General features: G+C 68.3%; 17 protein-coding genes and 6 pseudogenes. 10 read left to right on the top strand and 13 right to left on the bottom strand.

The features are described from left to right. Positions 1-92 precede the first annotated feature (92 nt). Positions 93-917, bottom strand: coding sequence for an IS21-like element helper ATPase IstB (istB, locus tag ACFV6H_RS28775; RefSeq protein ID WP_385547708.1), 825 nt, complete (start codon positions 915-917; stop codon positions 93-95). Next, positions 914-2,531: pseudogene (istA, locus tag ACFV6H_RS28770) on the bottom strand (IS21 family transposase). The gene istB and the pseudogene istA overlap by 4 nt, the downstream one beginning before the upstream one ends. A 40-nt stretch (positions 2,532-2,571) precedes the next feature. Here istA and ACFV6H_RS28765 point away from each other — a divergent pair. Both ACFV6H_RS28765 and ACFV6H_RS28760 read left to right on the top strand, forming a co-directional pair. Continuing rightward, complete coding sequence (locus ACFV6H_RS28765; RefSeq protein WP_385547744.1) at positions 2,572-2,724, top strand: hypothetical protein; 153 nt, start codon at positions 2,572-2,574, stop codon at positions 2,722-2,724. A gap of 425 nt (positions 2,725-3,149) precedes the next feature. After that, positions 3,150-3,407: pseudogene (locus tag ACFV6H_RS28760) on the top strand (PIG-L family deacetylase); the annotation flags it as partial. A 99-nt stretch (positions 3,408-3,506) separates the two neighbouring features. On the opposite strand, the gene ACFV6H_RS28755 reads toward ACFV6H_RS28760, so the two are convergent. Both ACFV6H_RS28755 and ACFV6H_RS28750 read right to left on the bottom strand, forming a co-directional pair. Continuing rightward, the gene (locus ACFV6H_RS28755; protein WP_385547705.1) at positions 3,507-4,724 is read right to left on the bottom strand and encodes an MFS transporter; all 1,218 of its coding nucleotides are present in this window, start codon (positions 4,722-4,724) and stop codon (positions 3,507-3,509) included. Positions 4,725-4,949: 225 nt separating this feature from the next. Next, a complete protein-coding gene (locus ACFV6H_RS28750; protein WP_385547702.1) occupies positions 4,950-5,546 on the bottom strand; it encodes a TetR/AcrR family transcriptional regulator in 597 nt (198 codons plus the stop codon). A 325-nt stretch (positions 5,547-5,871) separates the two neighbouring features. On the opposite strand from ACFV6H_RS28750, the gene ACFV6H_RS28745 reads away from it, so the two are divergent. Both ACFV6H_RS28745 and ACFV6H_RS28740 read left to right on the top strand, forming a co-directional pair. Then, positions 5,872-6,807, top strand: coding sequence for a hypothetical protein (locus ACFV6H_RS28745; RefSeq protein ID WP_385547699.1), 936 nt, complete (start codon positions 5,872-5,874; stop codon positions 6,805-6,807). A 126-nt stretch (positions 6,808-6,933) separates the two neighbouring features. Further along, positions 6,934-7,211 (top strand): annotated as a pseudogene (locus tag ACFV6H_RS28740) (transposase); the annotation flags it as partial. A 562-nt stretch (positions 7,212-7,773) separates the two neighbouring features. Here the strand turns inward: ACFV6H_RS28740 and ACFV6H_RS28735 are convergent. From ACFV6H_RS28735 to ACFV6H_RS28710, 6 genes are all read right to left on the bottom strand, one after another. Beyond that, positions 7,774-8,073: a hypothetical protein gene (locus ACFV6H_RS28735; RefSeq protein ID WP_385547697.1), complete on the bottom strand. Its 300-nt coding sequence runs from the start codon at positions 8,071-8,073 to the stop codon at positions 7,774-7,776. After that, positions 8,070-8,261, bottom strand: coding sequence for a toxin-antitoxin system HicB family antitoxin (locus ACFV6H_RS28730; RefSeq protein WP_093593190.1), 192 nt, complete (start codon positions 8,259-8,261; stop codon positions 8,070-8,072). The genes ACFV6H_RS28735 and ACFV6H_RS28730 overlap by 4 nt, the downstream gene beginning before the upstream one ends. 239 nt (positions 8,262-8,500) lie before the next feature. Beyond that, positions 8,501-8,629 carry a hypothetical protein gene (locus ACFV6H_RS28725; protein ID WP_385547693.1) on the bottom strand — a complete coding sequence of 43 codons (129 nt, stop codon included), beginning with the start codon at positions 8,627-8,629 and terminating at the stop codon, positions 8,501-8,503. Positions 8,630-8,824: 195 nt separating this feature from the next. Next, positions 8,825-9,502, bottom strand: coding sequence for a restriction endonuclease (locus ACFV6H_RS28720; RefSeq protein WP_385547690.1), 678 nt, complete (start codon positions 9,500-9,502; stop codon positions 8,825-8,827). A gap of 47 nt (positions 9,503-9,549) precedes the next feature. After that, complete coding sequence (locus ACFV6H_RS28715) at positions 9,550-9,759, bottom strand: hypothetical protein (protein ID WP_385547687.1); 210 nt, start codon at positions 9,757-9,759, stop codon at positions 9,550-9,552. Between the two features lie 355 nt (positions 9,760-10,114). Beyond that, positions 10,115-10,639 (bottom strand): hypothetical protein, encoded by a 525-nt coding sequence (locus ACFV6H_RS28710; protein ID WP_385547684.1) that lies wholly within the window; start codon positions 10,637-10,639, stop codon positions 10,115-10,117. Positions 10,640-11,701: 1,062 nt separating this feature from the next. Between ACFV6H_RS28710 and ACFV6H_RS28705 the strand changes: the two are divergent. Beyond that, positions 11,702-12,837 (top strand): annotated as a pseudogene (locus ACFV6H_RS28705) (IS630 family transposase). A 23-nt stretch (positions 12,838-12,860) separates the two neighbouring features. On the opposite strand, the gene ACFV6H_RS28700 reads toward ACFV6H_RS28705, so the two are convergent. Beyond that, a complete protein-coding gene (locus ACFV6H_RS28700; protein WP_385547681.1) occupies positions 12,861-13,400 on the bottom strand; it encodes a GNAT family N-acetyltransferase in 540 nt (179 codons plus the stop codon). Positions 13,401-13,584: 184 nt separating this feature from the next. On the opposite strand from ACFV6H_RS28700, the gene ACFV6H_RS28695 reads away from it, so the two are divergent. From ACFV6H_RS28695 to ACFV6H_RS28685, 3 genes are all read left to right on the top strand, one after another. Further along, the gene (locus ACFV6H_RS28695; RefSeq protein ID WP_385547678.1) at positions 13,585-14,364 is read left to right on the top strand and encodes a hypothetical protein; all 780 of its coding nucleotides are present in this window, start codon (positions 13,585-13,587) and stop codon (positions 14,362-14,364) included. 150 nt (positions 14,365-14,514) lie between these two features. Next, positions 14,515-14,709: a hypothetical protein gene (locus ACFV6H_RS28690; protein ID WP_385547675.1), complete on the top strand. Its 195-nt coding sequence runs from the start codon at positions 14,515-14,517 to the stop codon at positions 14,707-14,709. Continuing rightward, complete coding sequence (locus ACFV6H_RS28685) at positions 14,706-15,002, top strand: hypothetical protein (RefSeq protein ID WP_385547672.1); 297 nt, start codon at positions 14,706-14,708, stop codon at positions 15,000-15,002. The genes ACFV6H_RS28690 and ACFV6H_RS28685 overlap by 4 nt, the downstream gene beginning before the upstream one ends. A 95-nt stretch (positions 15,003-15,097) precedes the next feature. Here the strand turns inward: ACFV6H_RS28685 and ACFV6H_RS28680 are convergent, their stop codons facing one another. Both ACFV6H_RS28680 and ACFV6H_RS28675 read right to left on the bottom strand, forming a co-directional pair. Beyond that, positions 15,098-15,628 carry a hypothetical protein gene (locus ACFV6H_RS28680; RefSeq protein WP_385547669.1) on the bottom strand — a complete coding sequence of 177 codons (531 nt, stop codon included), beginning with the start codon at positions 15,626-15,628 and terminating at the stop codon, positions 15,098-15,100. Positions 15,629-16,007: 379 nt separating this feature from the next. Next, on the bottom strand, positions 16,008-16,637 hold the full coding sequence (locus tag ACFV6H_RS28675; protein WP_385547666.1) for a sigma-70 family RNA polymerase sigma factor: 630 nt from the start codon (positions 16,635-16,637) through the stop codon (positions 16,008-16,010). Here ACFV6H_RS28675 and ACFV6H_RS28670 point away from each other — a divergent pair. Continuing rightward, a pseudogene (locus ACFV6H_RS28670) lies at positions 16,528-17,241 on the top strand (alpha/beta fold hydrolase); the annotation flags it as partial. The gene ACFV6H_RS28675 and the pseudogene ACFV6H_RS28670 overlap by 110 nt on opposite strands. Positions 17,242-17,302: 61 nt before the next feature. Next, a pseudogene (locus ACFV6H_RS28665) lies at positions 17,303-17,509 on the top strand (alpha/beta fold hydrolase); the annotation flags it as partial. Positions 17,510-17,592: the final 83 nt, after the last annotated feature.

Below are 17,592 nucleotides of genomic sequence, written 5' to 3'. Positions count from 1 at the left end.
GGGGGGCCGGCGTCGAGGCGCTCCATGAACACCGCGTCGTTCCGCTCCTTGATCGCCTCCTCCTCGGACGTGTACTGTGAGGGCCGTGGGGGTCAGGACTTGCGGTGCTTCTCCTGGGTCTTCTTGAAGCGGAAGCTGTCGGTACCGGTCTCGATGATGTGCGCGTTGAAGGTGACCCGGTCCACGATCGCGGCGCAGAGCCGGGGGTCGGTGAACGTCTGCTTCCACTCCGAGAACGGGGCGTTCGAGGCGATCGCGATCGCGCGTCGTTCCTCGCGTTCGGTGAACACCTGGAACAGCAGCTTCGCGCCGGGCTTGTCGAGATCGAGATGACCGAACTCGTCCAGACACAGCAGGTCAACGCGTCCGTAGCGGGCGAGGGTGCGGCCAAGTTTCTTTTCGTCGGCTGCCTCGGCCAGCTCGTTCACCAGGTTCGCCGTGGTCGTGTAGCGAACCTTCATGCCCGCCTCGGCGATTGCCGTTCCGATCCCGATCAGCAGGTGCGACTTGCCGGTGCCGGAGTCACCGATCAGACACAGCGGCAGGCCCGCCTTCACCCAGGCCGGGTCGGCCAGGGTGCTGACCTGCTCTGGGGTGACGTTCGGGTTCTTCTCGAACTCGAAGTCCTCCAGCCGCTTAGGGCGGGGGAAGTTCGCCTCCCTGACCAGCCGGGTCTTCTTCCGCTCCTCGCGCTGGTGGCACTCGGCCTCCAGCAGATCGGCCAGGAAGTCCTTGTAGCTGGACCGCTCCTTCAGCGCGGTGGCCGCGATATCCTCGAAGCGGGAGCGGATCGTGGGCAAGTGCAGGGTCCGGCAGGCTTCGTCGATCACCGTTTCGACGGCGCCCTGGGCGGAGGAGTCCTCGCGTTGCCCCGGAACCCGCTGACCGACGTCGAAGAGGGCGGTGTTGTCGTTCATGCGGAACCTTTCGGAAGGCGGGTCAGCAGCTGGTCATAGACGTCCACCGACGGCGGGGGACGGTTGTCCTGGGGCAGTGCGGCCAGGCGGGCGGGAAGCGACAGCAACTGTCCGCCGCAAATGTCCCCCCAGGGCGGAGGATCGTTCTCGTCGTCCTCCGGCTCGGGAATCAGGGTGGTGGACTCGGCCTTGCGGGCCTCGATGGCCACCACGTCCGGGCTGATCGACCCCGCCTTGATCCCGGCCAGGACCGCATCGGCGGGCATCCGCCGGTGCAGCAGCAGAACCTCGATCAGAACCCGGGTGCCGGCCGCGTCCCCATGCGTTTTGAGGGCGGAAGCCCAGAACGCCTCATGGACGGCCGTGAAGGTGCCCTCGGCCCGCGCGGCGGCCAGCGCGGTCGACCCGGCCATGGCGCCGGGCTTGACCAGCAGGATCTCCAGGTAGTGATCCAGCACGTCGCGATATCCATAGCGTTTGGTCAGCCGCGGATGACGGGCGACGACGTTCCGCCGCTCGAAGACCAACAGTTCGTTGCCCCGCAGAAGAACGCGTACCCGTTCTCCGATGAAGCGGGCCGGCACCGAGTAGTGGCACTGGCGGACACTGATCCGGCTGGTCCGGTCGACCTTCGGCGTCAGCGTCAGCCCGCACTCGAAGTCCTCGGACGGCAGCGGAGCCAACTCCTCCGACTCAATACGGAAGTTGAAGCCGATCAAGGTCAGTTTCCCGCGCAGGATCCGTTCGTCCTCCGCCTCGTCGATGATGGCGAGCCGGCCGTTCAGCTCCTCCAGCGAGGGAACGTCGGGAACCGGGACCAGGTGGGCCCGGCGGAAACGACCGCCCTCCTGCTCGACCCCGCCCTTCTCGTGGGCGCCTTCCTAGCCGGGAATGCAGTAAAACGCGTCGAACCCGTAGTGCGAGCGGAAAGTGGTCCACCGCTCGGACTCGACCCGGTTGCGGCCGGTGCAAACCTGCCGGACGGCGGGCTTGAGGTTGTCGTAACGGATATGCCTGGTCGGGACACCGCCCAGCGCCCGGAAAGCCTCGACACGGCCCTCCATGAACGACTCCTGGGCCTGCGAGGCGAACACCCGGTGGACGGCCTTGCCCGAGTGCGACAGCCGCAGCGTGAACAGGTGACATTTGACCGCCTCGCCGGCTACCCGCACCCACACGTCCGCGAAATCGACCTCGGCCTCCTCGCCGGGCAGGTGGTCCTGGGGCACCATTCCCTCCAAATGCTGGCGGCCCTCACGGTCCTCCGCCACGATCTCGGGCCGCCGCTTGCGGACGTAGTTGCGCAGCGTCGAGTACGACGCCGCGTCGAAGTCGTGATCGTCGGCCAGGCGCTTGTGGATCCGCTCAACTGTGTTTCTGCTTCCGCGGCGCCTTCAGGTCGGCCCGCAGCATCGCGTCGATCCAGTGAATGGCCGGGTCCAGGATGCGGAACTGCCGCTGGCCGGACTTGCGCGGCGGCGGGATCGCCGATGCCATCGCCTGCCGCACGGTCCGGCGGTGGACGCCGTACGTCGTCGCCAACGTCCTCAGCAAGATCTGCGGATCGAGACGCACATCCCGACGGATGTTTTCGAACAACTCGACACGCGACAGAACCTTCCGCTGCCTGTACGGGACGGGGTAGATCCGCGACGTGGACGGACTGCGCCGGGCGCTGGATGCGGACCTGGGGCTGAGCCATCTGCGCGGGCGGGGACTGGGCGCCGACGGCCTGGAGCGGATCCATGACTCCATGCGCAGGCTGGAGCGGGTACGGCCCGAGCCCGGCTGGCGCTCCGCACGCTGATCTCGGGCGGCGCCTTCGGGATGCGGTGGGCCACGTCGTGCCTGGTGTCGATGTCGCGGGCCTCGGCTTCGGTGATCGCGCCGGACTCGACCTGCCTCTCGATAGCGCCCCGTCGAGACAGCCGGAGCGGACGACACCCTTCGCGAGGCCCCCTGCGCATGCCGTGTGCAACCTGCGGCCTGACCGGAGAGTTGAACAAGCATGATACGTCATACGAATCGCAGACAGGGCGGGAAGCCGTCCGACGCGCGCACGTCGTCGGTAGCGTGGCTGTACACCGAAGAGGGAGGCACCACCATGGGCGCGGATGCTGAGGAGGAGGCGGTCGTTCAGCGGATCAAGGCCCAGAACGACGCCTTCGCGGAGCTGGACCGCCAGCCCCGTACGTACGCGGTGCACGGGCCCGTCCGTGTCGAGGTGCACCCATGCCCGCGCCGAGCCTGCTCGCGATTTTCGCCCACCCGGACGACGAGTCCCTCTCGGCGGGAGGCGCGCTCGCCCGCCATGCGGCCGCAGGAGCTCGAACCGCGGTCATCACGACGACCTGGGCCAAGGACAGCCACCGCGCCGAGGAGCTGGCCGACGCACTCCGCATCCTCGGCGCCGGCAAGCCACGCATGCTCGGCTACGCCGATGCCCACGCACCGCAGTCAGCCCCAGGCAGCGTGCGGCTCTGCGACGCGCGGCCGGGGCCGCGCCGTGGCCGTGGCGTGACCGGCACCGATCCCCCGGTTGCCTCCGGTGATCAGGGCGGTCTTGCCTTCGAAGGTTGACATGAGCGGTCAGACCTCTTCCCTCTGCTTGTCGGTTACCGGCTGAGCGGCCGCAGCCGTCTGCGCGTGCACCTCCGGCGCGTCGGCCGGCGCGGAACGGCGGATCAGGTCGGGCAGGAGACTGGCGAGGCCGAGTACGGCCATGGCGGCTCCCAGCCAAAGCGGTGCGCGCAGGCCGTAGTTGTCGATGGCCAGCCCGCCGACCGAGGAGCCGATGATGATGCCCAGAGTGATGAAGGAGGAGTGGACGGTGTTCGCCAACGGCCCGGCGTTGCCGGCGCGCTGGACACGGGTGACCATCGCCGGGTTCATGGTGACGCCGACCAAGCCGATTCCCATCATGCAGACCAGCGCCGGGGCGGGCACATCGGCCAGCAGCGCGAAGCCGGTGAGGAAGACGACGTTGAGCAGCAGACCACTGAGGAGCACATGGAGGGTGTGGCGGTCCGCCAGCCGGCCGACGATGTTGTTGCCGACCACGGTGGCGGCACCGTAGGCGATGAGGAGCAGCGGGACGGTGCCGGTGCTGAAGCCGGTGACCTCGGTCAGGATCGGGTTGAAGTAGCTGAACGCGGAGAAGGTCGCCCCGATGATCAGGGTGCTGGTGGAAAGTACGAGCCAGAGCCTGGCATTCCTGAACACCGTCACTTCCTGCCGGAACCCGCCGCCGCCGTCGGCCCGCTCCAGCCGGGGCACACCGATGGCGGTACACACCGCCGCGATCACCGTCAGAACGGCGATCGCCCAGAAAGCCGCGCGCCAGCCCAGACGCTCCCCGATCAGGGTGGACAGCGGCAGGCCCAGCAGGGTGCCGAGCATGAGCCCGTTCATGACCACCGCGACGGCCCGGCCACGTACTTCCGGGCGGGTCAGCCGGACACACATCGAGATGGCGACACCGAAGAACGCCTGCGCCGCGATGCCCGTAATGATGCGCGCCGCCATCATGATGCCGTAGGAGGAAGCGGCGGCGGCCAGCATGTTGCCGACGAGGAAAATGGCGAACAGCACCATCAGGACCTGCTTCTGAGGGATCCTCAGCACAACCACCGTGAGTAACGGCCCACCGGCGGCCATGGCCACCGCGAAGGCGGTGATGAGATAGCCGATCTGGGGGATGGTGACATCCAGCCCGTCGGCCATCTGCGGCATCAGTCCGGCGACCACGAACTCGCTCGTCACCATGGCGAAGATGCCGACAGCCAGGAGATACACGGCACGAGGCATGCTCACTGCTCCTTCTTCCACGGCCGGCACAGGTGGCGGGCCGGTAACGCGGGTGGCCGGCGCAAGCCTCCTGCACTGGGTGCCCGAGCAATGGTGTGCGGTGCGTTCAAGGGCATACCGTGTTCCTTCGGACTCGATTTTGAATCATTCAGTACAAAATTCAGGCAGCCGTACGCCTGCTGAGCCTGCCGCGCAGGCCCGGCGAGGATGAGTGATATCGACGGGTCAGCAGGTCAACGCGTCCATCGCCGTCTCCGCGATGGCCTCCAGGGTGGCCCGGCCGGCGCCCCCTTGAGCAGACACCCGCATCCCGCCGATCACCGCGTTCAGATACCGGGAGAGCGCCTCCGGAGTCCGGTTCGACGAAATGCCGCCCGTACGCTGGCCGGCCTCCAGGGTGGCCCGCAGGACGGTCATCCGGCGGTCCGTGTCGCGCTCCAGCAGCCGGGCAATGTCGCCGTCGCGCCCCGAGAGTTCGACAGTGGTGTTGACGCCGAGACAGCCGATGCTCCGGCCGTTCAGCCGGTTCTCCACCTCTCCCTCGATGATCCTGTCCAGCAGAACGCGGATCCGCTCCACGGCGGGCAGGCCCGGATCCTCAAGGATCGCCAACTGGGCAGTGGTGGTCATGTCGATATAGCGGGCCAGCGCCCGTCTGAACAGGTCGGGCTTGCTCTTGAAGGTGTTGTAGATACTGCTGCGGCCCAGCCCCGTCGCCTCGCACAGATCCTGGGTCGAAGTGGCCTCATAACCGTTCGCCCAGAATGCACGCATCGCCGCGTCCAGGGCTCCCGCCTCGTCGAACGTCCTGGGCCGAGCCATGCGAGTACCGTAGCCGTTTTGGACCGACCAATGCAATACGAGCACGCCACCAACCCCGCATGCCTCCCCCGGCAAGCACACCGCTGGCGCGACGGACGGGCATCAGCGCGTGAAGGGCTCCTCGTACGTCTCGCATGCGCCCCGGCCTCCACCTGTAGCGTCTACAACTCCGCTGTACCGCAGGCGTTTGCCTGGCGCCGCGCGGCTGCCTCATCGGGTCCTCTTGCCGGAGCGCGCGGCCCGCTGCGCCAACCGCTGGTGAGCGCGGGCGTCCTACTGTACGAGGGGCACCGTCCTGTATCCGACCGGCAAGGAGCACCAGGCTGTGAACGTCGAGATTCCCTCACACGTACGCGATACCGCCTCCCAGTTAGGGGCTGGTGTCCCTTACGCCTTGAAGGTTCTGGCTGGCCAGCTGGCCGACGATCCGGACATGGGCCGGCCTTCGGGGTTGCCCGGCGTTCTCACCGTGATGGTCGACGGCGACGTGTTCGAGGACTGCCCCGCCCTGGCCATCGGCTACATCCGCGAGCCGGACCGGATCGAGGTCCGGTACGTGAACCCGGTTCCCTCCGCCGAGCCCGTCGCGGACGCCCGGGACCAGGACCAGGACCAGCTTGCCGGCCCTGCCGCCGACGCGGTCACCGAACGGGAGATCGCCGATGCCTGGCAGCGCATCATCCGCTGGCTCCAGCACAACGCCCCCGATTCCCACGCTGCGCTCCGCGCCGGCGTGAGCCCCGCCGCCATCACCGCCCTGGAACACGACCTCGGTATCCAGATACCCGCCGGCCTGCGCGCCCTGTGGTTCCTGACCGCAGGCGACGACGGGGTCAACGGCGCCGGATGCATGCCCGGCAACCAGGCCCTGATGACTCTGGACGCCGTAGCGGCCTTCCACCGGCAGCAGATGGACTCCCAGGCCCACGAGGACACCCTCAACGCCCGCCGCCCCGAATACGACCGGTTCACCGTGTGGAAGGCAGCCTGGATTCCGGTTGTCTCCTACGGCGCGGCTGACCGCACCTCGGGCCTGTACGTGGACGCCGCGACCGGCTACCTGGGCCGCTGGTCCCGCTACAACGAAGGCCCCGGCGACGAGCTCGACACCCTGGTCACCTACCTGGAAGAGGCCGCCGACATGCTCGAAGCCCCGGCCCTGGCCACGCGGGACAAACCCGGCCTGGTCGGTGGGGCGCTGGTGTGGGGCAGCAGGCTCGACCCCGCGCAGGAAGAACGGTGGCAGCCCCTGACCGGCTGACCACCCGAAAAGGGGGCCAACCCCGTGGACACTGTTGGTAAATGGTGTGGTCCCTGTGCGTGACGTCGGTCTTCACCACCTGGTTGTGGGTGGTGAAAACCGACGGTGCGTTTGGGGAGGGTGTCAGTGTCGCTGCGGGAGTTCGGGTTGGGTGAGATTCCGGCGGAGACGGAGCGGGTGGCTCGGGCGGTATGTCCGGACGGCACGCTGGCGATGCGGCTGCGCGATGAGTTCGCGGACGTCTTCTCCGGTGAGGCGTTCGTCTCCTATTTCCGCGCCGGGGCCGTCCTGCGGTGCCTCCGGGCGCGTTGGCGCTGGTCACGGTGTTGCAGTTCGCTGAAGGACCATCCGATCGGCAAGCTGCTACCGCGGTCCGGATGAGGCTCGACTGGAAGTACGCGCTCGTGCGCCACGAGGCGCCACCACTCCGAGCGGGGTGAAAGGACCGCGCCGCGGGCCTGTCGCAGCAGGTCAGTGCAGCTGAGGGCAGCCTGAACGCGGAGACGCGTGGGAGGGCGGCAAGCAGCCCCGACAAAGCCGGGGCGTGCCGACACTGCCAGACAGTACGGGTCCGGCAAGCGAGACGAGAAGCCGTACGAGAGGAACCAGTGCTTGCGCGTTGCGCTCGCCGTGCCGTCCCCTCCACGTCGGATCCGGACGCCCGTCGGGCAGTTCGCCCCGCAGCCCGACATGCTGGTGGCGTGGGTTCGGGTGCGGGGCAACAAGGGAGCCCGCACGGCCCGCCGGCCGCGGGCTGCCCGCGCTGCCGCTGGAGATGGCGCACCTGCGTCCGGACGTGCCTGTGGTCGACGGCACCGTCCAGCCCCCGAACGTGACGTTCATCGGGTGACGCCCGCCCGAATCCCCACTACTGCGCGCCTGGCCGCCGGCATCAACAGCCACGTGCTGAAACCATGGCGCGCGTCCTCGTCGCCGCAGCTCTGGCCCGGCCGCAGCTCTGGCCCGTCAGTACAGGTCGAGAACCGCGCGGAGCGCCTGGCTGACACGGTCCATGACGTCCGTGGCCACAGCGCCCCGGAGTTTCGCGCCATCGAAACGGGCCGTCCTCATCTGCTGAAGGTTGACGGCCACGGCTGTGCACGGCAGAGGGTCGGTGATCACGACAGACATCGCCGTGTCCGGATAGACCCCGGGGCGGTGCAGCACGATGGCCAGGACCGCGCCGTATGCCTCTTCCATGCCGTCAAGGGACACGACCAGGACGCTGCGCCCGTCGCCGAGGGTCCAGATTTCCCCACGGTTCACAGAGTGTCGCCCGCGCAGTCGAGGTCGTCGCCGAGGCCCAGCGCGGCGAGCCGCCGTGCGGAGTCGAGAGTGGCCTGTCGTGATGCCGCGCGGACGATGTAGGCGTTGAGGGAAAGACCGGCGGCTTCGGCGCCAGCCCTAATCGACGCGTCAGCCGCGTCGGGAATCCGAAGAGTCATCTGCGTCATGACACCAAAATAGCAACCACAAAGCAGTGGCACTACACCGTCCGCAGCATGGACCTTCGCACTTCGAGGGTTCCGAACGGCAGACCGACGGTTCCGGTGGCCGGCCGGAACGGAAGCACCTCCCGCCACGCTCCCGAACAGCGCAAGGTCCGCCCTTCTCGGGTGACGGCTCCGTCCGCAGGCAGTTGCAATGCCGGGGACGGAGTCTTCGCTTCGCGGGTGGCCGGCAGAGCCGGGTGTCAGCCCTCCGGTTCGTACCAGCGGTGGTGGCCGCCACGGGCGGCGGTGAAGCCTGAGCCGGCGGGGGCCTGGCCGTCGTGGTTGTCGGCCGGAGGGCCGTGCTGCGCCGTGCCGGGGATGCCGTACACGGCGACGGCGCCGATGTGTGACGTATAGTGTTCTGAGTCACGGACGGCCTCCAGTTCGACCCTCGACCGGGAGGGCAGCTGCCGCCTCCGCGGAGCCCCGCCGCTGACGATGTCACCGGCGGGGCTCACGAAGTGCCACACCCGTCTCCACTGCGGCGAGCGCCACCACAACGGCGCCGGCCGAGCACGCTCGCTCTAGGACGGGGCGGTCGGTCCGCGAGGCGGCGGGACGGCCCGGAGCAGCTCCCACAAGGGGCGTGAGCCGGACGCCCACGCCCCGAGGATGCCGCGGTCGACCACATGCAGCCGTTGCTGCTCGGCGAAAGCCACGGCCGGTGCGGTCACCCGGGCGTTCGTTACGATCACCGCGATGTCGGCGCCGTGGACCTGGCGGGCGGTGCCGTTGAGGACCTGGAGGTCCGGCGTGCCCACCGCGGCGCCGGCCAGGCCGTTACGGCGATGTTTGCACTGGATCACCCAGCGCCGCCCGTAGGGATCGGTGGCCTTCACGTCGGCCCCGAGGTCACCGCCGCCCCCGACACGGACCGCGTTGCGGCAGCCGTCACGGTTCATCAGCTCTCGAACCGCGTCCTCGAAGCGGGAATGGTGCAGGGCGTCCAGCTGGGACAGCCCGTAACGCAGCCCCTGCGCGCGCACCGCCTCCCACCGCGCGCTCCGCCGTTTCCGGCAGAGCCAGCCGCCGCCCGCAAGCACCGCGAGCGCACCGACGGCGACCAGGACCCACCAGTAGGCCAGCAGCCAGTTGACGACGGCCACCGCCAGGACAGCGGCCAGTGCTCCGGCCACGAGGAGAGCGGTCAGCCGGTCATCCGTGCGCTGCCGCCCGCCGCGCCGACGGGAGCGCCGTCGCACCGGCGCACGCTTGGCCGTCGCCGTCCGGCGCCTGCGCGTGCAGGGACTCACCGGCTGGCCTGCGTGACACTGCCCGCGACCTGCCCCAGGACGTCCGTTATTCCCTCACCGACCGGTGTCGGGGCGAGCAGGACACCCAGGGCCAGCACAATCACCACGGTCATCCGCTCGTCACGCCTGCTCCTGGACTCCGTCCTGCGGCGCAGCCGCAGGACCACGATGACAGCGAGCAGTACGGCCACGTTGACCGTCAGCACGTGCCCGGACCTCCAGTCGGCACCAGCCGTCCCCGCCCGACCGCGAAGACGGATATCCCAGCACCCCTGTGTAGCCCGAACGCCTCAGCCGCACCCCCTCAGTCATCGATGGTTGACGCAAAGTGATCTCCTGGCCGGATCCAGGCACGGAGCCAGCGTGTGTGCACGGCGCACCTCCCCGGCGAAGAAGACGGCCGAGCTGCCGGTGGGCAGGAACTGCGGCGCCCCGGCTTTCCCTTTTCCCTTGCCTTCCATTTCTTCCGTTTCTTCGGTTCTCCCCTTGATGAACGGCGTGGCCGGCTGCGGTCGATTCCTGAGCCGGGCAAACGCACACCGGGTCTCCGCAAACAATTACTCAGACGCGCTCCGCAGCAATGGCCAACGGGCCGTCGTGATTGCCGAACACCAGGGTCAGCTTCTTGCCGTCCCAGGTAATGGGGACCTGGCTCCGGTCCGTTTCGTCGTAGCTCCACTGAAGGGTCACCGACTCCGAGTCCGACACCTGCGAGGGCACCGGTGTCCCGACACCGCGTTTGGCTCCGGAGTTGTTCTCACGCTCCTGTGCCAAGATCTCCAGGACACCGCCGGTCAAAGCGTAGGTTCCGTACAGTTCCCGCGTGAGCGGCCCATGCTTTTCGCCCGGCGGTGGTGTTGCTTCCGACAAGTCCCACTTGCCATCGGACACGGTGAGAGTGCACTCGCTCCCCCGCGCGGCAAGCTTCCATTTGCCCTTGGCGAAGGCTTCTACCGTGTTCTCGGCGACACCTGAACCGCCCTCGTCGCCCCCACATGCGCTGAGCACTGTGGCGAGCAAACCTACGTACTTGACGGCCGATCGGCGTCCCACTACGGACGCCAACTGCCGCACTTCTCGGATCACGACCGACTCCCTGTGATGTCTGGCAGAGGAGACGCAGAGGCCCAACAGCGTGGCACGCCGGCAAGCCGTCACGCTACGGCGAAGCACCCATCGGCTACCGCCCCGGTCGGCAGTAGCCCTGACACATGTCCGGGATGACGTGTCCGGGATGACGTGTCCGGGATGACGTGTCCGGGATGACGTGTCCGGGATGACGTGTCCGGATCAGGAACAGGCCCCTACCGCTTGCATGGCATCAGGCCTCCCGGGTGACGGGCCGACCGCAGCGGCCGACCCGCCGGGCCGGCAAGCTCTCTGCCGACTTCGACGCTGACGAGCCGCCGGTGTTCCCGCGCTCACTCGGAGACCGCCTTCCGTCCTCCGAAAGGGCACTCGTGACGGACGCGATCCGAACGCCGTGACCGCACGTGCTCGAACGTGGTGCAGCCGGCCCGCTTGCTCCCGTTACCCAGTTGAGTGCCGACCGGGCAGTCCGGTCAGTGGCCGATCGTGGGGACCGATGGGCCTGAGACGGCGCTGCTGCGCGAAAAGGGACGCTTCCTCTCCATGAGGAAGGGTCCCTTTTCGTGTCGAGCGCCCGGCAGGCCTTGCACCTACATTTCCCGCCGGCAGGCGGACGTCTTTCCTTGGACCACAGACGCGTGACTCCGCGCGGTGAACCGGAGCTACACCATGATCATACCGGGTTCTCGGGGCTCGAACGCACACCCGCCCGGGCACAGTCCAGCCGAGACGGCGAAGCCGACGGAAGTGCCGTTGCCCAAAGGGCCGGTGTCCCAGACACCGAGACGCGGCGCGGCAGCGGCCCTGCGAGGGCCCGGGACCATCTCCGGGCGCGGCAAGCGATCTTGCACCACCCTTAAATGTTGAAGGGTGGTAGGACCCCGCATACGGAAGACGGGGCCTTCGGGGCACCACCCCCGAAGGTCTCCCGTCCGATGCTGTCCGGACCTTCCAAAGCCGAGGCAGCTACGTCCAGTGCTCTGACCGGGAAGGTTCGCCGGGTCGGTGGTTCCAGCGGCGGGATGTCCGGAGACGTCCTATCCGACCGTTGGAGGTGTGGTGGCTGAGCCAGTCCCTGTACGCAGGTTGACCGGCCAAGAGGGTCAGAAGCTGCAGCAGATCGTGCGTCGTGGCAGCACCGGTTCTGTGCGGTACCGGCGCGCGATGATGACGCTGGCCTCAGCCGGCGGGAATCGGGTCCCGGTGATCGCGAAGCTGATCCAGGCCGACGAGAACACCGTTCACGACGTGATCCACCGGTTCAACGAGATCGGTCTGGCCTGCTTGGACCCTCGGCGGGCGGGAGGCCGTCCCCGCCTGCTCAGTCCTGACGACGAGGACTTCGTCGTCCAGAGGGCCACCACCCGCCCGGCCAGGCTCAGCCGGCCCTTCACCCGCTGGTCCATCCGTAAACTCGCCGCCTACCCGCGGAAAGTGCACGGCCGTGTGATCCGGATCGGCGTGATCCGGATCGGCCGCGAGGCATTACGGTGCCCGCTCGCCCGTCGCGGCATCACCTTCCAACGCGCCAAGACGTGGAAGGAGTCGCCCGACCCCGAGCGCGACGCCAAGCTGGACCGCATCGAGGAGGTGCTGGAACGCTTCTCGGACCGCGTGTTCACATTCGACGAGTTCGGGCCGCTCGGCATCCGCCCCACCGCCGGAGCCGGCTGTACTCCCGCCGGTCACCCCGAGCGCCATCCCGCGACCTACCACCGCACTCACGGGGCGCGGTACTTCCACAGCTGCTACTCCGTCGGCGACGACCGGCTGTGAGGCGTCAACCGCCGCAAGAAAGGTGCTGTGAACACCCTGACCGCGCCGAGGTCGGCCCGGGCCGCGCGCCCGGACGGCGCCCCGATCTACGTCATCCCGGACAATCTGTCCGCCCACAAGGGCGACAAGACCCGTCGCTGGGCGAAGAAGAACCGCGTCGAGCTGTACTTCACCCCGACCTACGCCTCCTGGGCCAACCCGATCGAAGCCCATCTTGGGCCACTGCGGCTGTTCACGATCGCCAACTCCCACCACCGCAACCACAGCGCGCAGACCCGGGCCCTGCACGCCTACCTGCGCCGGCGCAACGCCAACGCCCGCCCCCCGACGTCCTCCCGGCGCAGCGTCGCGAACGCGCCCGCATCCGCAGCGAGAAGGGCATCCGCTGGGGCGGACGCCCGCTCCCCGCCGCGGCCTGACCAAGCCGACCGAGCCGAGAGCGTCAGCCCCTCACATCACGCGCGATCCGGTACAGCACGTTCGGACGCAGTGGCCCTTCGGGCGCGGTGGCGTCGTCGAAATCGTCAGCCGGGTCCCGGGTCATGCCGATCCGGCGCATCACAGCTTGGGAACGGAGGTTGGTGGCAGTCGTCACTGCAAGGATCTCGGCGAGTTCAAGCGTTTCGAAGCCGAAGGCCACGCCAGCCAAGGCGGCCTCGGTGGCGTAACCCTGGCCCCAGGCCGAACGAGCGAGCCTCCAACCGATCTCCACCCCCGTGAACGGCATGCCATCATCCACCTGGTCCAAGCCCGCAAAGCCGATGAACTCACCCGTGGCCTGCAATTGAACTGCCCACCATCCATAGCCTCGCCGATCGAACTCGGCCTGGAACTGCGCCACGGAGGCATCACTCTGTTCACGGGTGAGCAGATCACCCAAGTACTCCCGGACCTCGGGATCAGCATTCATCGCCGCCCACGGTTCAAGGTCGGAATCCTGCCATCGGCGGAGCACGAGGCGATCGGTATGCAGTTCAGCCATGCTGCCCAGCCAACGTGAGCACCGTCCCCAAGGCAATCCATTTTCTTCGGGACTGCTACCGCCACTCAAAAGGAGAATGCACGGCTGGCTCCAAGACTGACGAAGCTGCCCCGGCGCCTATGCGGTCACAGCACTAGCGGGAGGTCTGATCGGCAGCGTCCTCGGGTCCGCGTTCGGGCTTGGCATGCGCTCCGTGCTCGGGATCGGCAGCCCGGCGGGGTATCTCGTCAGCGGGCTCGCGCTGGGCCTGGTGCCCGGGTTCCTCGGCGGTTTCCGGGCCGGGCCGGCGGGCGGTGTCGCGGCGTCTTTCGTCGGGGCGTTCGTCGGCGAGCCCGAGATGGGAGACTCGGCGCCGCTGGTCAACAGCGTCGGTTTCGCCGTCGCCGCTGCCTGTGTGGTCACCCTGGGCCACAGCCGCCTTCCGGCGCCAGGACTCCGCTGGTCACCGCTCGGCATCCTCACCGGCCCGGGCGGCGGCCTCGCCCTCGGAATCGCGGTCACCGCGCAGGACGGCCTGCTCAGCGGACTGCTGTCGGGAGTGGTCGCTGCCGTCGGCGGTTCCTTCGGCGCAGGACTGGAGGCCAAGCCGGCCGAGGCGACGGTCGCGGCGGACCCGAGACCGTACCGGACCAGGACCGTGTCACGTTCTGGACCACCACCCTGGCGGGCGGCCTCGCCGTCAACCTCGCCGCCTCCCTTGTCATCGGATCGGCCCTGGGGCCGTGGCGGGGCCCTGACCGTGGTGGCCGACGGGCCGGCGACCGGCCCGGCCTGGGGCTTCCTCCAGGCCAGGTACGGATCGTTCACGCTCGCCCGATGGTGGCTCGCCCCGCGCGGCCAGGTGCGACGGCAGTTGATGCCATTCCTCGCGGACGCACATCGACGGGGAGTGCTGCGGCAGGCCGGCGCCACGTACCAGCTCCGCCACACCGAACTGCAGCGTCGCCTCGCTGGGAGGGCGTGAGCCGATCACCGCCGGCGCCGGTTCATCCCCCTCACGGGCCAACCGTCTTACGGGCCAACCATGCCGGAAGGCATCGCGCCATCTGTGCCAGGGCGCGTCACTCCATGCGTGTCCGCGGGCGTCGCACGGGGCTCGGCCGAAACGTGCGCCGTGATGGTGAGACCGGAGATCAAGAACAAGTCCGCCGGATCGAAGGTCTTCGGGGCTGCCCTGAGCAACAACATGCGGGCCGGCCTGCGCCGGTGGGTCGACAGCAACTTCCTTGTTCACACCTCCCCTGCCCGCACCACGAACCGAGGCATGATGGTCGAACCCACCACGACGGGACCGTCACCGTCAACGTGAGCCTCTCCCACGGTCTGGGACCGGGCGAGGGCGGCGGCACTCCCGTCGACACCGAGATGCTGCACACCGTGGTGATGGAAGCCGTCGTCCTGGCCGACACGTTCCGCCGCAGCCTCACCCCCGACAGCCCGCTCAACACCACGGCCACCGCCGCCAAGTCGCACCCGACCGACACCTGGTGCCTCACAGCGGAGACTCCGGGGCCTTCGCACCGACCTCCAACGCCCGGCACCCCAAACGGCTCCTGCCTGCCTCCACCAAACTGGCCCCCAACGCCAACAACCAAGCACTGACCCGCCGCCCGGGTGATCAATCCACCGCGGGCCGGTCCAGTGGCAGCCGGGATCAGACGTAAACGACGCGGACGAGGGTGGACACACATCGCATATCAGTCTGCCCTGGAGAGGGCTTCGGTGATCATGCGGGTGGCGAAGTCGGGATCGTCGGTGATGCGGTTGATGTGCTCCGCGAGGAGGAAGGCGGTGACTTCCAGGGGGGTCATCTCGTCCTGGGTCCAGGATCCGTACTGCTTGCGCCACAGGCTGGGGCTCAGGCCGGTGCCCGCGGCGATGACCATGCCGGCCATGGTGGGGATGACCTCGGGGCGGACGCTCCTGGGCATCATGCGCATCGTGGCCACGAGGCTGGGCACCACGTACTCGATGACGTCCCTGTCGTGGTCCTCGTAGGCCATCCGCAGCCACTTCGTGAACATGAAGATGAGCGTGCACGCGCCGTCCAGCACGTCATTGGCTCCTTTGGGGCCCAGTGACGCGGTGAACTGGTCGATCAGCGCCTTCTGTTCGGGATCGGTCTCGGTCCCGCCGGCGTGCACGGTTTTGAGCCGGGAGTCGATCATCATGAGCGCCGCGCCCACATCGCCGGCAGGAGCGTACTTGGGGTCGCAGGGCGATGACACAGAATTCCTCCTCAGCTGACCGCGGTGAGCAACGCGGCGTATCCGTACAGTAAACGGCCGGCGAGACAGATAGCCGACGACTCCATGTAACGGAGCCCTCTGTTGGGAACACCGCGCCATCAAACAGACCGCCGACTGCGGGAAGCCGCTCGGGTGCGGGCCGGACGGGTATGGCCCAAACCCGAGCGAGCGAGGGAGTACTGCGGGCTCACTGGCGCGCCTGTACGCCTTCTGACGGCAGGCGTTCGAGCAGTACCGCCGTGGACGCCCTGTCCGAAACAGCCCGCCGGGCCGCGGAACGGGCCCTGCCCCAGGCAGGTGTGTAGCGCGGGCGCCAAGATCCTGCCAGGCCGGTTCCTGACGAGAACGGCTTAACGCGTCACCCCCTGAGTAGATCGCGCTGGATCTGGTGAGCGATGGAGCGGCGTACCGATGCTGATGTGGTGGTGGTGACCTTCGAGGGAAGGTCGAGGCCGCGGCTGATCTCGTCGTACGCGGCCCGGTAGCCGCCGGGCAGCTCCGCCCGGTGCAGCCTCAGGTCCTCCTCGACGAGACGCCTCAGCTCGTCGATGTTCTGGGGCGTGAAGCGCTTCTTCCCCCGGGTGAGTGCGTTGACGCAACGGGTACAGCGGGCGGCTTCATCGAAGGTCTCAGAGATCTGCTCAGCGAGGCCCCAGAGCCGCCCTTCGAGCCAGGGGACGTCGTGCTGGTCGAGGGAGACCCTCATCGGGGGCCGTAGCTCATCGGTCTTGTGCTTCGCCATCTGTTTGGACACGGCGGGCTGGCTCATGTCCGTGAGCTGCGCGATGCGTTCCTGCGTCCAGCCGAAGCCTGCAAACACCTTGATCATTTCGGCGCGCAGCTTTCGCATCTCCTCGCCCGCACGGATGACCTCGTTCATGCCAGCGAGTATCTGCTCGGCCTGCGCCTCGGTCAGCGTCTCGGGGATCTGGTGCGTGCTCTCTTTACCTGCCACAACCTGGTTATACACCAGGACCCCCTCGCTCATAACCTGGTTGTACAACCAGGTTATGACTGACAGGATCCGCGTCATGCCTACCTTCTCCGCGCCTGACGGAACCCAGCTCTCATACCGCGTGATCGGTGATGGCGACCCGGTCGTCTGCCTCCCGGGAGGCCCTACGGACTCCGTCTACCTCGGCGACCTCGGCGGCCTGTCCACGTACCGCCAGCTGATCGTCCTGGACCTTCGCGGCACCGGCCGGTCTGCGATTCCCCAGGACACCTCCTCCTACCGCTGCGATCGCCTGGTCGACGATGTCGAGGCACTGCGCGAGCACCTCGGTCCTCCGCGTTTAGACCTGCTCGGCCACTCCGCCGGCACGAACATTGCGACGCAGTACGCGGCCCGGCACCCGGAGAAAGTCAGCAAGCTCGCCCTCATCAGCCCCAGCCCCCGAGCTGTCGACCTAGCGATCACGGGAGAGACGCGGCGCGAGCTCGCGCAGCTCCGGAAGAACGAACCGTGGTTCCCGGCGGCGTCCGCCGCCCTGCAGGCGATCACCGAGGGCACGGGCAGCGACTGGGAAACCGTCGCCCCCTTCTTCTGGGGCCGGTGGGACGCCACGGCACAGAGGCACCACGCAGCCAGCCAGCCGAGAACCAGCAAGCTGTCGCTCTCTTCGCGGCCGAGGGCGCCTTCAGCCCGAAGAGCACTCGTGGGCGCTCGCCTCCTGCGAGGCCCCCGTTCTGCTGCTCACCGGCGAGTTCGATTTGAACAGCCCGCCTGTGGCCGCGGCCGAGTTCGCGGAAGCGTTCCCTGACGCCACGCTCGTGGTGCAGCCGGGAGCAGGCCACTATCCGTGGCTCGACGACGCCGGCTGGTTCGTGGCGACCACGGCGGCATTCCTCCGCAGATGACCTGGCTCACGCCACTGAAGTCTGACGTGGACGCGAATGGCTCCAGAGCCGTGTGTCTGGGACGGCCTTTTTTGGCCCCGGGG

The organism is Streptomyces sp. NPDC059743 (genome assembly GCF_042732975.1).
Taxonomy (GTDB): domain Bacteria; phylum Actinomycetota; class Actinomycetes; order Streptomycetales; family Streptomycetaceae; genus Streptomyces.
This window is presented reverse-complemented; position numbering and strand designations above follow the sequence as displayed.